At 61.8% G+C, this 13,757-nt stretch carries 11 protein-coding genes; all 11 read left to right on the top strand.

Features of this window, described 5'->3' with window-relative positions; translation table 11 throughout:
* The first annotated feature begins 28 nt into the window (after nucleotides 1-28).
* The 11 genes from KB449_RS16420 (at nucleotide 29) to ftsZ (ending at nucleotide 13,703) form a co-directional block, all read left to right on the top strand.
* Nucleotides 29-1,516, top strand: a complete 1,488-nt coding sequence (locus KB449_RS16420) for a UDP-N-acetylmuramoyl-L-alanyl-D-glutamate--2,6-diaminopimelate ligase (RefSeq protein ID WP_282909402.1) — start codon at nucleotides 29-31, stop codon at nucleotides 1,514-1,516.
* Nucleotides 1,513-2,985, top strand: a complete 1,473-nt coding sequence (locus KB449_RS16415; protein ID WP_282909401.1) for a UDP-N-acetylmuramoyl-tripeptide--D-alanyl-D-alanine ligase — start codon at nucleotides 1,513-1,515, stop codon at nucleotides 2,983-2,985. Before KB449_RS16420 ends, KB449_RS16415 begins: the two co-directional genes overlap by 4 nt.
* On the top strand, nucleotides 2,985-3,956 hold the full coding sequence (gene mraY / locus KB449_RS16410) for a phospho-N-acetylmuramoyl-pentapeptide-transferase (RefSeq protein ID WP_282909400.1): 972 nt from the start codon (nucleotides 2,985-2,987) through the stop codon (nucleotides 3,954-3,956). Before KB449_RS16415 ends, mraY begins: the two co-directional genes overlap by 1 nt.
* Nucleotides 3,953-5,392: a UDP-N-acetylmuramoyl-L-alanine--D-glutamate ligase gene (gene murD / locus KB449_RS16405; RefSeq protein WP_282909399.1), complete on the top strand. Its 1,440-nt coding sequence runs from the start codon at nucleotides 3,953-3,955 to the stop codon at nucleotides 5,390-5,392. The genes mraY and murD overlap by 4 nt, the downstream gene beginning before the upstream one ends.
* A gap of 46 nt (nucleotides 5,393-5,438) precedes the next feature.
* The gene (spoVE, locus tag KB449_RS16400; RefSeq protein ID WP_282909398.1) at nucleotides 5,439-6,536 is read left to right on the top strand and encodes a stage V sporulation protein E; all 1,098 of its coding nucleotides are present in this window, start codon (nucleotides 5,439-5,441) and stop codon (nucleotides 6,534-6,536) included.
* A 4-nt stretch (nucleotides 6,537-6,540) separates the two neighbouring features.
* On the top strand, nucleotides 6,541-7,650 hold the full coding sequence (gene murG, locus KB449_RS16395) for an undecaprenyldiphospho-muramoylpentapeptide beta-N-acetylglucosaminyltransferase (protein WP_282909397.1): 1,110 nt from the start codon (nucleotides 6,541-6,543) through the stop codon (nucleotides 7,648-7,650).
* Between the two features lie 187 nt (nucleotides 7,651-7,837).
* Nucleotides 7,838-8,743 carry a UDP-N-acetylmuramate dehydrogenase gene (gene murB / locus KB449_RS16390; protein WP_282909396.1) on the top strand — a complete coding sequence of 302 codons (906 nt, stop codon included), beginning with the start codon at nucleotides 7,838-7,840 and terminating at the stop codon, nucleotides 8,741-8,743.
* A 17-nt stretch (nucleotides 8,744-8,760) separates the two neighbouring features.
* Nucleotides 8,761-10,020, top strand: a complete 1,260-nt coding sequence (murA, locus tag KB449_RS16385; RefSeq protein WP_282909395.1) for a UDP-N-acetylglucosamine 1-carboxyvinyltransferase — start codon at nucleotides 8,761-8,763, stop codon at nucleotides 10,018-10,020.
* 176 nt (nucleotides 10,021-10,196) lie between these two features.
* On the top strand, nucleotides 10,197-10,955 hold the full coding sequence (locus tag KB449_RS16380; protein WP_282909394.1) for a cell division protein FtsQ/DivIB: 759 nt from the start codon (nucleotides 10,197-10,199) through the stop codon (nucleotides 10,953-10,955).
* A 317-nt stretch (nucleotides 10,956-11,272) separates the two neighbouring features.
* Entirely contained in the window at nucleotides 11,273-12,520 is a 1,248-nt protein-coding gene (ftsA, locus tag KB449_RS16375; RefSeq protein WP_282909393.1) for a cell division protein FtsA, read from the top strand.
* Between the two features lie 49 nt (nucleotides 12,521-12,569).
* Nucleotides 12,570-13,703, top strand: coding sequence for a cell division protein FtsZ (gene ftsZ, locus KB449_RS16370; protein ID WP_282909392.1), 1,134 nt, complete (start codon nucleotides 12,570-12,572; stop codon nucleotides 13,701-13,703).
* Nucleotides 13,704-13,757 lie beyond the last annotated feature (54 nt).

The following is a 13,757-nucleotide window of genomic DNA, read 5'->3' as shown; positions in this document are numbered from 1 at the left end:
TGCTGCAGTCGAAGGAGCTGAACGTACGATGCAACTGGATCAATTAGCAAAGGAACTGCTGCTGCATCGGATTGTCGGCGATGGCGGCGTCGTTATTCAGGGAATCGAGGCTGACTCGAGAGCCGTGCAGGCGGGACAGCTTTTTTTCTGCTTGCCGGGACATACCGTTGACGGCCACGATTTCGCGCCGCAGGCGCTGGAGCGAGGGGCCGCGGCGCTTGTCGTGTCGCGGGAGCTGCCGCTGGCCTTGCCGCAGCTGGTCGTGCCCGACGTGAGACGGGCGCTCGCCGTGCTGGCCGACGTCTGGTACGGGCATCCGTCGCGCAAGCTGCGACCGATCGGCGTGACCGGCACCAACGGAAAGACGACGACGACTTATCTCATCGAACGCATATTAAGCGATGCCGGGGTGTCGCCCGGCGTTATCGGCACGATCGAAGCGAGATATGCCGGCGCGAGCTATCCGATGTCGGGTACGACGCCGGACATTTTGCCCTTGCAGCGACTGCTGGGCGCGATGGCGGAAGCCGGCACAGATCGGGCCGTTATGGAAGTCAGCTCGCATGCGCTGGAGCAGGGCAGAACCTGGGGGACGCGGTTTCGGACCGCGATCTTCACGAACCTGACCCAGGATCATCTGGATTATCATGTGACGATGGAAGCTTACGCCGACGCCAAGGGGCTTTTCTTTTCGAGACTCGGCAACGATTACGGGGCCGGTCCCGATGACCGCGCCTACGCCGTGTTGAATGCCGACGATCCCGTCTCGGCCAAGTTCGCGAAGCTGACCGCCGCAGAGGTCGTCACGTACGGCATCGAGCGGAACGCGGACGTACGCGCCAGAAATGTGCGAATCTCGTCCCGGGGCACGTCGTTCGACGTAGAGACGTTCCGCGGCTCGAGAAGCGTACAGCTGCGCATGGTCGGCAAGTTTAACGTATACAACGCGCTCGCTTCGCTGACGGCCGCGCTGTGCGAAGGCATCGGGCTTGAAGCCGCCGTGGCGAGCCTTGAGGCGGTGCCCGGCGTGCCGGGTCGCGTCGAAGCCGTAGACGAGGGTCAGCCGTACGCGGTCGTCGTCGACTACGCGCATACGCCGGACGGCCTGGACAACGTGCTCCGCGCCGTGCGCGAGATCGCGGAGGGCCGGGTCATCTGCGTATTCGGCTGCGGCGGCGACCGCGACCGGACGAAGCGCCCGATCATGGGCAAGATCGCGGCCGGTCTTGCGGACGTTCTGCTCGTGACGAGCGACAATCCGCGATCGGAGGATCCGCTTGCGATTCTGCGGGATATCGAGGCGGGGCTTAAGGAAGACGCGATCGATCCGGACCGCTACGAGCTCGATCCGGACCGCGGCGCGGCCATCCGCAAAGCGGTTGAAATGGCCGGCCCCGGGGATGTAGTATTGATAGCGGGCAAAGGGCATGAGACCTACCAAATTATCGGCGGCGTAACGCACGACTTCGACGATCGGCTGACGGCGCGCGACGCGATAAGGAGCAGGATGCTGTGATAAGAGCGACGCTTAGCGAAGCGGCCGCATGGTGCGGCGCAGAGCTGCAAGGAATGCCGGCAGGCGCGGAGCCTGAGATTGCCGGCGTATCGATCGACTCGCGTTCGATCGGAGCCGGGCAATTGTTCGTGCCGATCGCGGGAGACCGGTTCGACGGACACGACTACATAGAGACGGCCGCCAGCGCAGGCGCGACAGCCGCGCTTTGGCAGCGCGACCGCGCGCTGCCGGCCGGCGCCGGGCTTCCGCTGCTGCTCGTCGATGACACGCTCGCCGCCTTGCAGCGGCTGGCCGAGTCCTACCTGGCGAGCTGGAAGCCGAAGGTCGTCGGCGTCACAGGAAGCAACGGCAAGACGACGACCAAAGACTTGATCTACTCGGCGCTCGCAACCGTCTACCGGACGGCGAAGACCGAAGGCAATTTTAACAATCATATCGGATTGCCGCTGACGATCCTCCGGGCGGACCGCAATACGGAGGTTCTCGTGCTGGAAATGGGGATGAGCGGCTTCGGCGAGATCTCGCTGCTCTCTCGCATCGCAAAGCCCGACATCGCCGTCATCACGAACATCGGCGAGTCCCATCTGGAGCATCTCGGCTCGCGGCGCGGCATCGCGCAGGCGAAGCTGGAGATCGCCGAGGGGCTGAAGGACGGCGGCACTTTGGTCTACAACGGCGACGAGCCGCTGCTTCGCGAGGAGCTGGCGGCGCTCGCGCTGCCGGCGGACGCCGTCAGGACGATTAGGTTCGGGGAGTCCGTTGCGTGCGATTTGCGCGCGACGGACATCGCGACGGATGCCGAGCGCGCGACGTTTGTCGCAACCGCCTTCGCCCCCGCGGGCTCTCCGGGCGACGGCGACAATGGCCTGAACGAGCGAGCGGCCGAGACAGAGACTTTCCGCTTTTCCGTGCCGATTCCCGGCCGGCACAACGCGGTCAACGCGCTCGCGGCGATCGCAGTCGCCCGCCTGCTTGGCGTCTCCGACGCGGACATCGCGCGCGGCTTGGCCGGAGCCAAGCTGACGGGCATGCGCATCGAGCGCATACGGGCGAAGAGCGGCGCGCTTGTCCTGAACGACGCGTACAACGCGAGCCCGGCTTCAGTGCGCGCGGCCCTCTCGCTCGTCGCGCAGCTGCAGGGCTACCGCCGCAAATGGCTCGTGCTCGGCGACATGCTCGAGCTCGGCCCGGACGAGGCCGAGTTCCACGCTTCCATCGGACGAGAGCTGTCGCAGGGGCAAGCCGACGGACTGCTGGCTTACGGACCGCTGTCCGCGCACACGGCCGAAGCCGCAGCGCAGTCGATGCCGGCGGGCAGGGTTCGGCATTTCGCGGACAAAAACGAATTGGCCGAAGCGCTGCTGGCGCTCGTTGAGCCCGACGATCTCGTGCTCGTTAAGGCATCGCGCGGCATGAAGCTTGAAGAGATCGTGCGTCGCCTCGCAGAAGGGAAGGAGGAGCAACGCTGATGGATTACGCATCTACGCTTTGGACGCTCGGCGTCTCCTTCCTGCTCGCCGTATTGCTGGGCCCGCTATGCATTCCGATGCTTCGCCGGCTGAAGTTCGGGCAGCAGGTACGGGATGACGGGCCGCAGTCTCATTTGAAAAAGACAGGCACGCCTACGATGGGCGGCATTATTATCCTGCTTGCCATGACTGTGGCGTTCCTGAAATTTTCGGATCGCGGCTGGCCTTTCTGGGCGCTGCTGGTCGCCAGTCTCGGCTTCGGGCTCGTCGGCTTCCTGGACGACTTCATCAAGATCGCGATGAAGCGCTCGCTGGGCCTTACGGCCAAGCAGAAGCTTTTCGGACAGCTTGTCGTCTCGATCGCGTTCTGCTTCATCATCCACCGGATGGACCTCAGCACCGCAGTCGGCGTGCCGGGGACGAATTGGTCGCTGGACCTTGGCTGGGCGTACTACATACTGGTCGTCATCATCTTTTTCGCGGCTACAAACGCAGTGAACTTTACCGACGGGCTCGACGGTCTGCTGTCGGGGACAAGCGCGCTCGCGTTCGGCGCCTTCGCCATCGTGGCGCTTGAGGCGACGCAGCAGCAATCCGCAATCTTCTCGGCGGCCGTCGTCGGCTCGGTGCTCGGCTTCCTCGTGTACAACGCGCACCCTGCCAAAGTGTTCATGGGAGATTCGGGCTCCCTCGGCCTTGGCGGCGGCATAGGCGCGGTCGCGATCCTGACCAAGACGGAGCTGCTGCTCATCGTGATCGGCGGCGTTTTCGTCCTCGAGATGCTGTCCGTCATCATTCAGGTCGGTTCGTTTAAGACCCGCGGCAAAAGGGTATTCAAGATGAGTCCCATCCACCATCACTTCGAGCTGACGGGCTGGTCCGAGTGGCGCGTCGTGACGACCTTTTGGCTGGCCGGGCTCGTTTTCGCCGCGATCGGTCTGATTCTGTATAAGGGGATTGGGAACCTATGATGCCACTTGCGAATTACCGCGGCCGCAAGGTCGTCGTGCTGGGCCTTGCCCGCAGCGGCGCCGCGGCCGCTAAGCTGTTCCATCAGGCGGGCAGCGTCGTGACGGCGAACGACCGCAAGGAGAGGGAAGCCTGTCCCGAAGCCTCGGAGCTCGAGGCTTTGGGCATTTCTGTTGTTTGCGGCGGACATCCGGACGATCTGGTGACGTCGGACACGGCGCTGCTCGTGAAAAATCCGGGCATTCCGTATTCGGCGGCGCCCATCCGGCAGGCCGAGGCGATGGGCGTAGAGATCGTGACCGAGGTCGAGGTGGCGGGGCAGCTGTCTCCGGCTCCGATTATCGGCATAACGGGCTCTAACGGGAAAACGACCACGACGACTTGGACGGGCGAAATATTGTCCGCAGCCGGCCTCTCGCCGATCGTCGCGGGAAATATCGGACGTCCGCTCTCCGACGCGGCGCAGGAGATCGGTCCCGACGGCTGGCTCGTGGCCGAGCTATCGAGCTTCCAGCTTAAAGGAACGACCGATTTTCATCCTCGCATCGCTTGTCTGTTGAATCTGGCGGAGACGCATCTTGATTATCACGGCACGATGGAAGACTACGTGGCGTCCAAGGCGAAGCTGTTCGCCAACCTGAGCGAAGGGGATACGGCCGTTTACAATGCGGACGACGCCGTCTGTGCGGAGATCGGGCGCGCGTCGGCCGGGCGCCAGTGGCCGTTCTCGCTCTCAAAGCGGCTTACGGTCGGCGTATCCGTCGAGCCTCCTTTTACCGCGGTCGGCGAAGATGAATCGCGGGAGACGCGCGCCGCAGAGCGTTGGATCGTCTCGCGCGACGAGAGCGGCGCAAAGACGCGTATCGTTCCTGTCGACCGGCTCGGCATTCCGGGGCGGCACAATTGCGCCAACGCGCTGGCGGCGGTCGCGATCGCGCTGGCCGCCGGCGCGGAGCCGGCGTCGCTGCGGGAACCGCTGGAGGCGTTCAAGGGCGTCGAGCATCGCCTCGAGTACGTGGGAACCTTTCGCGGAGTACGCTACTACAACGATTCCAAAGCGACCAATCCGACGGCGACCATCATGTCGGTCTCTTCGCTGCCGGCGCCGCTTGTTCTGATCGCGGGCGGGCTCGACCGGGGCTCCGACTATCGCGAGCTCATTCCGCTGTTTCGCGATCGCGTCAAGGGCGTCGTCGCGATTGGAGAAACGCGGGAAAAGATTCACAAAGTCGCGGAGGAAGCCGGTTTAACCAACGTCGTGGTCGTCGAACCTGTAGAGGATGCCGCCGAGACGCTGAAGAGAGCCGTACTGGAAGCCTCGGCCCTGGCCGGGCCGGGAGATACCGTGCTGCTCTCGCCCGCTTGCGCAAGCTGGGACATGTTCCCTTCCTATGAGGTAAGGGGGCGCATTTTTAAGCAATCGGCGCATACGCTGTAAGAAGGGGGCTCGTCCCCACTTCTTCGTTTGGCGAGGTGTCCGGTTTATGGCCAAGGTCCGCAAGGCCCCCGATATTTGGATGATCGCTGCGACGCTCGGCATTTTGGCGGTCGGCATCGTGATGGTATACAGCGCGAGCGCGGTAGCCGCCTTCCACGATTACGGCGACAAGTTTTATTACGTAAAGCGGCAGCTGTTGTTCGCCGCGCTCGGCATTTTCATGATGTTCGTGACGATGAACGTGGACTACAGCCGTTGGCGGCGCTGGGCGCTGCCCGGCTTGCTGCTGTGCTTCGGACTGCTGCTGCTCGTGCTTGTGCCGGGCGTCGGCGTCGTGCGCGGCGGCGCGCGCAGCTGGCTCGGCATCGGCAGCTTCGGCATTCAGCCGTCCGAGTTTATGAAGCTGGCGATGATTTTGTTTCTCGCCCGCTTCCTTGCCGAACGGCAGCAAAAGCTCGTGTCGTTCACGAAAGGGCTTCTGCCGCCGCTCGGCATTCTGCTCGGCGCGTTCGGGCTGATCATGCTGCAGCCGGACCTCGGAACGGGCGCCGTCATGATCGGTGCGGCGCTGCTCGTCATCTATGCGGCCGGGGCCCGAATCGGGCATCTGGGGGGACTTGCGATGCTTGGCGTCGTCGGCCTCGTCGGCCTGATCGCCGCTGCGCCTTACCGACTGCAGCGGATCACGGCTTTTCTCGATCCGTGGCAGGATCCGCTGGGCGCGGGTTATCAATCGATCCAGTCGCTTTACGCGATCGGGCCGGGCGGTCTCGTCGGACTCGGGCTCGGCATGAGCCGGCAGAAATACAACTATTTGCCCGAACCGCAAACGGACTTTATTTTCTCCATTTTGGCCGAGGAGCTCGGCTTTATCGGGGGCAGCCTGCTGCTCGTGCTGTTTTTGCTGCTGATCTGGCGCGGCATGCGGACGGCGATCGCCATCGACGATCCGTTCGGCAGCTTCCTGGCAGCGGGCATCGTGGGCATCATTGCCGTCCAGGTGCTCATCAACATCGGCGTCGTCATCGGGCTGATGCCCGTCACGGGCATTACGCTGCCGCTCGTCAGCTACGGCGGCTCGTCGCTTACGCTGCTATTGACGGCGCTCGGCATATTACTTAACTTATCCAGATTTGCGAGGTGACGCTATGCGTATCGTGTTGACCGGCGGCGGAACCGGCGGCCATATTTATCCGGCGCTCGCGATCGGCCGCGAGGCCGAGCGGCGCGATCCGGCCAGCGAGCTGCTGTACATCGGCACGAAGCGGGGACTCGAGAGCCGTATTGTGCCCGAACGGGGCGTGCGCTTCGAGAGCATCGACATAACGGGCATACGAAGATCGTTGTCCCTGGAAAACGTTCGCACCGCCCTGCGGTTCATCCGCGGGGTGCGGCGCGCCAAATCGCTGCTGCGGGAATTCAGGCCCGACGCGGTCGTCGGCACCGGCGGCTACGTATGCGGGCCTGTCGTCTATGCGGCGGCCAAGCTCGGCATTCCGACGCTGCTCCACGAGCAGAACGTCGTGCCCGGCCTAACGAACAAGTTTCTGAGCCGTTATGCGGATGCGGTGGCCGTCAGCTTCGCCGACTCCAAGCCGCATTTCGCCAGAGTTAAAAGCGTTGAATATGCGGGAAACCCTTGCGCGACGGCCATTCTCGGAGGAGATCCGATGAACGGGTACGCCTCGTTGGGGCTTGCGCCGGGTACGCGCTTCGTGCTGATCGTCGGCGGCAGCCGAGGCGCGCAGACGCTGAATCGGGCGGCCGCGGAAGCGGCGGCCATGCTTGGCGGCTTGCCTGACGTGCACTTTGTATTTGCCTCCGGCGAGCGGTATTATGAGGAACTAAAGGCGGAAGTCGGCCGAATCTCGGACCCGAATGTCGCGAGCCGGCTGCATGTCAAGCCGTACATAAGCAATATGGCGGAAGTGCTTGCGGCGACGTCGCTCGTCGTCGGGCGCGCAGGCGCTTCGTTTATCGCCGAGTTTGCCGCGCTCGGCGTGCCGGCCATCTATGTGCCGTCTCCGAACGTGACGAACAACCATCAGCAGGCCAATGCCGAGAGCGTCGTGCGCGTCGGCGGCGGCATGATGATTCTCGAGCGCGAGCTAGACGGCGCCAAGCTCTATGAGGCTGTCGCAGGGATTATGGGCGACGAAGCCCGCCGCGTGAAAATGGCGGAAGCGGCCAGGTCCATCGGCATGCCGGAAGCGGCCGGCGTTATTTACGAGCAATTGCAACGCATCGTCCGCCGTTAGCGGGCTCTATAGAAGCAAAGGACTGCGGGACCAGGACTGCCGCGGCGGAAGTTGCGGCCGGCTGGGCGATTGTCACCATGCCGTGCGGCGCGACATACGATAGGGTGTGGTCGCGGCTGTCCGCAATGATGAGCCAGGCGCCGAGCGGAACCCGCAGCTCCTTAGAATGAATTGGAGGAGATTTTGGATGGAGCAGTTGATCGCGGACCTGGAACGGTCGTATTCGGGAGTCGTCAAAGTAAGCGAACCGCTGGCAGCCCATACGACCTGGAAGATCGGCGGCCCCGCCGACCTGTTCATCGTACCGGCTGACGCGGAGCAGCTGGCTTCGGCCATCGCCGTCCTCGGCCGTCACGGCGTCCCCTGGACCGTCCTCGGACGCGGCTCCAACACGCTCGTTTCCGACCGCGGCGTCCGCGGCGCCGTGATCAAGCTGGGCGGAGGATTCGACTCGGTACGGTTCGAGGGCAATCTCGTAATCGCCGGAGGATCGTATTCGTTCATCAAGCTGTCGATCATGGCGGGCAAGGAAGGGTTGACCGGCCTGGAGTTTGCCGGCGGCATTCCGGGCAACGTAGGCGGCGCGGTTTATATGAACGCCGGGGCTCATCATTCGGACGTATCGCGCATCTTAAAGTCGGCCGACATCGTCTGGGAAGACGGTTCGAAGGGGACGTACGGCAACGAGGAATTGCATTTCAGCTACCGTCATTCGATTTTGCAAGAAAAAAGGGGCATCGTGACCGAAGCGGTGTTCGCCCTGGAGCCCGGCGACCGCAAGGAGATCGCAGCCATGCTGGCTTCCTACAAGGATCGGAGGCTGCGTACGCAGCCGATGCAGCTTGCTTGCGCGGGCAGCGTATTCCGCAATCCGGAGGGGGACCATGCAGCGAGGCTGATCGAGGCGGCAGGGCTTAAAGGCACCAGGGAAGGCGGAGCCGTTGTGTCGGAGCTGCACGCCAACTTCATCGTTAACGAAGACCATGCGAAGGCCGAAGACGTGCTCGCCTTGATGGAACGCGTAAGACGGACCGTGAACGAACGGTTCGGCATATTACTCGTGCCCGAGGTGCTCCTGATGGGCGAGCGGTAATTCCGGAGGTGAATTCCTTGGACAAACTGGTGATTGAAGGCGGCAAACCGCTTTCGGGCACCATCCGCATCCATGGAGCCAAGAACGCCGCCCTGCCGATCCTGGCCGCGACGCTGCTCGCACAGGAGCCGGTAACTCTTCGCAACATTCCGAAGCTGTTGGATATCGAAGTCATGCTGGACATCATGCGGGATCTCGGCTGTGTCGTCCTGCGCCGCGGCGACGCCGTGACGGTCGACGGCACGGTGGCGAGCTCCTCGCACGTGCCCGAGCGGTTGATGCGTTTGATGCGCTCCTCCGTATTTTTAATGGGGCCATTGCTGGCCAGATTCGGCGAAGTACAGGTTTACCAGCCGGGAGGCTGCGCGATCGGCGAACGCAAGATCGATCTTCATCTACGCGGCCTGGCCGCGCTGGGAGCGGAGATCGAGGAGACGGGCAGCAGGATCGTATGCAAGGCAGACCGCTTGAGCGGCGCCGAGATCAGCCTGGACTTCCCTAGCGTCGGCGCCACCGAAAATATTATGATGGCCGCCGTCATGGCGAAGGGACGCACGACGATTATCGGCGCCGCTCGCGAGCCCGAGATTCAGGACCTGCAGCGGTTTCTCAACGCGATCGGCGCCAAAGTGCGCGGAGCAGGCACGGATACGATTACGGTCGACGGCACGGAGCGCCTCCACGGCTGCGATTTTCAGATCATTCCCGACCGGATCGTGACGGGAACGGCGATGGTAGCCGCAGCGGCGACCCGCGGCGAGGTCATCCTCGAAGGCGCCGAATCGGCCCACCTGATCTCTTTGATTCACGTCATGCGCCGCGCCGGTGTTCACATCGAGACCGGGGATGGTATAATAAGAGTCGGCGCCAAAGGCCGGCCGCGAGCGGTCGACCGAATCGTCACCTCTCCTTACCCTGCGTTTCCGACCGATATGCAGGCGCAGCTGATGGTGCTCCTGTCGCTTGCAGGCGGCGTCAGCGTGATCAAGGAGACGGTGTTCGAGGGACGCTTCAAGCACGTAGACGAATTATGCCGTATGGGCGCGGATATACGCATCGACCTGAACTCCGCGATCGTCCGGGGCGTGCCCAGGCTTTACGGAACGACGGTCGAAGCGACGGACCTGCGAGCCGGCGCCGCATTGGTCATCGCGGGGCTCGCGGCACAAGGCACGACGATCGTCGAGCAGGTGCATCATATCGACCGCGGTTACGACGAGATCGAGCGAATGTTCGCAAGCTTGGGCGGCGATATCTCTCGCGTCACCGACAGCTAGACCTAATCAAGCGACGATCGACCGGGAGGGATAAGCGTTTTTGCTTATCCGCTTCCGGGCCGGCGGGGGAACGGGAGTATCTCGCCTCCGATCGGCCGTCCGGGCGGGCCGCCTTGCTTTTCGGATTGAGGACAAGCTATGCGTTTCCGCCGGCTGTCGAGAGGAGAGCGCGCAAGATGATAGAGCGAATTCCCGCTTTGCCGCGGGAACGGACGGGGACGAGACGGCGCGGCGGCAAGCTGCTGTGGATCGTCATTGCCTTGTTCGTCGCGGTGCTGATCGTACTGTTTTTCAGATCCTCTCTTTCCCGCATCAGCGTGATAGAGGTTGAGGGCCTGACCTATTTGAAACAAGACCAGGTCAAGACGCAGCTCGGCGTCGGAATCGGAGATTCCTTTTTCATGCCGGCTTCGGACAAGCTTGCGGAGCGGGTCAAGCAGTTGCCACAGATCAAGGACGTTAAGATTTCCAAGCATTTTCCCGGCAAGCTTGACGTTAAGGTCCAGGAGTACGCGCCTGTGGCGCTCGAGCTGGATGACAAAGGCGGCTTGTCCGTCATTCTGGCCAACGGCGTCGGCGTTCAATCTGCAGCCGGCGAGGCGCTTCCGGCCAAGCCCGTACTCACCGGCTGGACGAAAAACGATCCACAGCGCGCCGCGTTGTGTATGGCACTGGGCAGCTTGACCCCACAGGGGCTTGCCGACTTCTCGGAGATCTCGCCGGATCCTTCGAGCGCTTATCCCGACCGCATTCGCATTTTCACGCGCTCCGGATTCGACGTACTGACGACCGTCGGCATGCTTAAGGAAAAGATCGCGATTTTAAGCGAGCTCGTAGAGAATAGGGAGCCGGGTACTGTCGTTCTGCTCGATTCGGACACATACTCGCCTTATTCGGCACAAACGGACCCGCCGGATGACGCAGAAGCCCCGTAACTTAAGGAAAAGGACTCTACTCAACCGCGCGGTTTAATGCTAGAATTTGCGTATGCTTACCCCGCGCGAATGCGGGAGCGAGACGGAACCTCAAGCAGAATTGCTAGAATGAGGGAACTAAATTTTTTGTTGAAAAAAGAGGGAAAATCCCGTCTTTGTTGAATAAGTACTGAATGTGTACCGATTTGGCTTCGTTCGGAACCCCTTGAACAACTCCTTCATTCCGCAACGGATTTCAATAAGTCGCGACCAATCTAACGAATGGCCGGACGGCCGGATTGCAAAGTTTTTTATGTATTTACGGGAGGTGCCACCGGTTGAGCAACAACGACCTCATCGTCAGTCTGGACATCGGAACCTCTAAGGTTCGGGTGATTATCGGAGAAATAAGCAACGGAGCGATCAATATCATCGGCGTAGGATCGGCGGACTCGGATGGCATCCGAAAAGGCGCCATCGTCGACATCGATCAGACGGTCCAGTCCATCCGCAACGCCGTGGACCATGCCGAGCGAATGGTCGGCATCACCATCGGCGAAGTATATGTCGGCATCGCTGGCAACCATATCTCGCTGCAGAGCAATCATGGCGTCGTCGCCGTCTCGAACGAAGACCGGGAGATCGGCGAGGATGATATCGAACGCGTGCTGCAAGCGGCCAAGGTCGTAGCGCTTCCGCCCGAGCGGGAGATCATCGGCTTGCTGCCCAAGCAGTTCCTCGTAGACGGGCTGGCTGGCATCCAAGATCCGCGCGGCATGATCGGCGTGCGGCTCGAAGTCGAATGTACGATCGTTACCGGGACGAAGGCTGCCGTACATAATCTTATGCGCTGCGTCGAGAAGGCAGGCCTACGCATTTCCGGCATCGTGCTGATGTCGTTGGCTTCAGGGATGATGGCCCTGACCAAGGACGAGAAGCAAATGGGCACGGTGCTGGCCGACATCGGCGCAGGATCGACGACGATCGCGGTTTTCGAAGGCGGCAGCCTGGCAGCCGTATCGACGCTGCCGATTGGCGGGGATTACGTGACGAGCGATATTTGCTACGGTCTCAAGACGCAGACGGAGCACGCCGAGAAGATCAAGCTGAAATACGGCTGCGCGCGCCAGGACGAGGCGGCTGACGACGTCCGATTCAAGGTCATGCGGGTCGGCAGCAATGTGGAAAAGGAATTTTCCCAAGTCGATCTTGCCAGCATCATCGAGCCGCGCATGCAGGAAATTTTCCATATGATCCGCCAAGAGGTCAAGCGCCTGGGCTTTCTGGACAAGCTCAACGGCTACGTCCTGACGGGCGGATCCGTATCCATGCCGAGCGTGTTGTCCCTCGCCCAGATCGAACTGGAAGCGAGCGTGAGGATCGCTGTTCCCGATTTTATCGGGGTGCGGGATCCTTCGTACAGCAGCGGCGTCGGCATGATCCAGTACGTGATGAAGTACGTACGGACACGGGGGGCGCCGCCCGCCAAGCGTCCGACGAAGAGCAAGGCTTCGGCGGCCACAGCGCCTGCCAACAAGACGGGCGTCATGGAATGGTTTAAGAATATGTTCAAAGAATTCATATAAGCCGCCACTGACGAGGATTCACCAGCGAAGCGAGGAGGAGTATTGAAATATGTTGGAATTTGATTTTGAAATGGAACCGCTCGCGAAAATAAAAGTCATCGGTGTCGGTGGCGGAGGCAGCAACGCAGTTAACCGCATGATCGAGAACGGCGTCAAGGGCGTCGAATTCATTACCGTCAATACCGACGCGCAAGCCCTGCACCTGACCAAGTCCGAGCAAAAGCTTCAAATCGGCGACAAGCTGACACGCGGATTGGGTGCGGGCGCCAATCCCGATGTCGGAAAAAAGGCTGCTGAGGAATCCCGGGATGGCATCATGAACACGCTCAAGGGCGCGGACATGGTATTCGTTACTGCCGGTATGGGCGGAGGCACGGGCACGGGCGCGGCTCCGGTCATCGCCGAGCTGGCCAAGGAGTGCGGCGCGCTTACGGTAGGCGTTGTGACGCGGCCGTTCACGTTCGAGGGGCGCAAGCGCTCCGGACAGGCTGAACTGGGCATCGAAGCCCTCAAGGAAAAGGTCGATACGCTCATCGTCATTCCTAACGACCGTCTGCTCGAGATCGTCGACAAGAAGACGCCGATGATGGAAGCGTTCCGCGAAGCGGACAATGTTCTTCGTCAAGCAGTACAGGGCATCTCCGATCTGATCGCCGTGCCCGGACTGATCAACCTCGACTTTGCGGACGTCAAGACGATCATGACGGAGCGCGGCTCCGCTCTGATGGGAATCGGCGTCGCCTCCGGCGAAAACCGCGCGATGGACGCGGCGCGCAAGGCGATCATGAGCCCGCTGCTCGAGACCTCGATCGAAGGCGCGCGCGGCATCATCATGAACATTACTGGCGGTTCGAACCTGTCGCTCTTCGAAGTGAACGAAGCGGCAGAGATCGTTATCTCGGCATCCGATCCCGAAGTGAACATGATCTTCGGAGCGAGCATCGACGACAGCATGAAGGACGACATCAAAGTTACGGTTATTGCTACCGGCTTCGAACACAAGGGTCCGGTACGTCGGCCGATCTCGTCTTCCTCGCCTCAATCGAATCCTCCGTCGCAGACAGAGCATCAGGATTCGCGTGCGAGCGGTCATAACCTGCGTCCCTTCGGCGGTGGTTCCACTTCCAGCGAGCAACTGGACATTCCGGCATTTTTGCGGAATCGTCCGCGCGGCGATCGATAACAGGCATTACGGCGCTTTTGACCCTATAGTATTCACTCATGTCGAGGACCGGCT

The sequence above is a fragment of the Cohnella hashimotonis genome (assembly GCF_030014955.1).
Lineage (GTDB): Bacteria > Bacillota > Bacilli > Paenibacillales > Paenibacillaceae > Cohnella > Cohnella hashimotonis.
The sequence above is the reverse complement of the archived record's forward strand: the minus strand, read 5'-3'. Positions and strand labels throughout refer to the sequence as shown.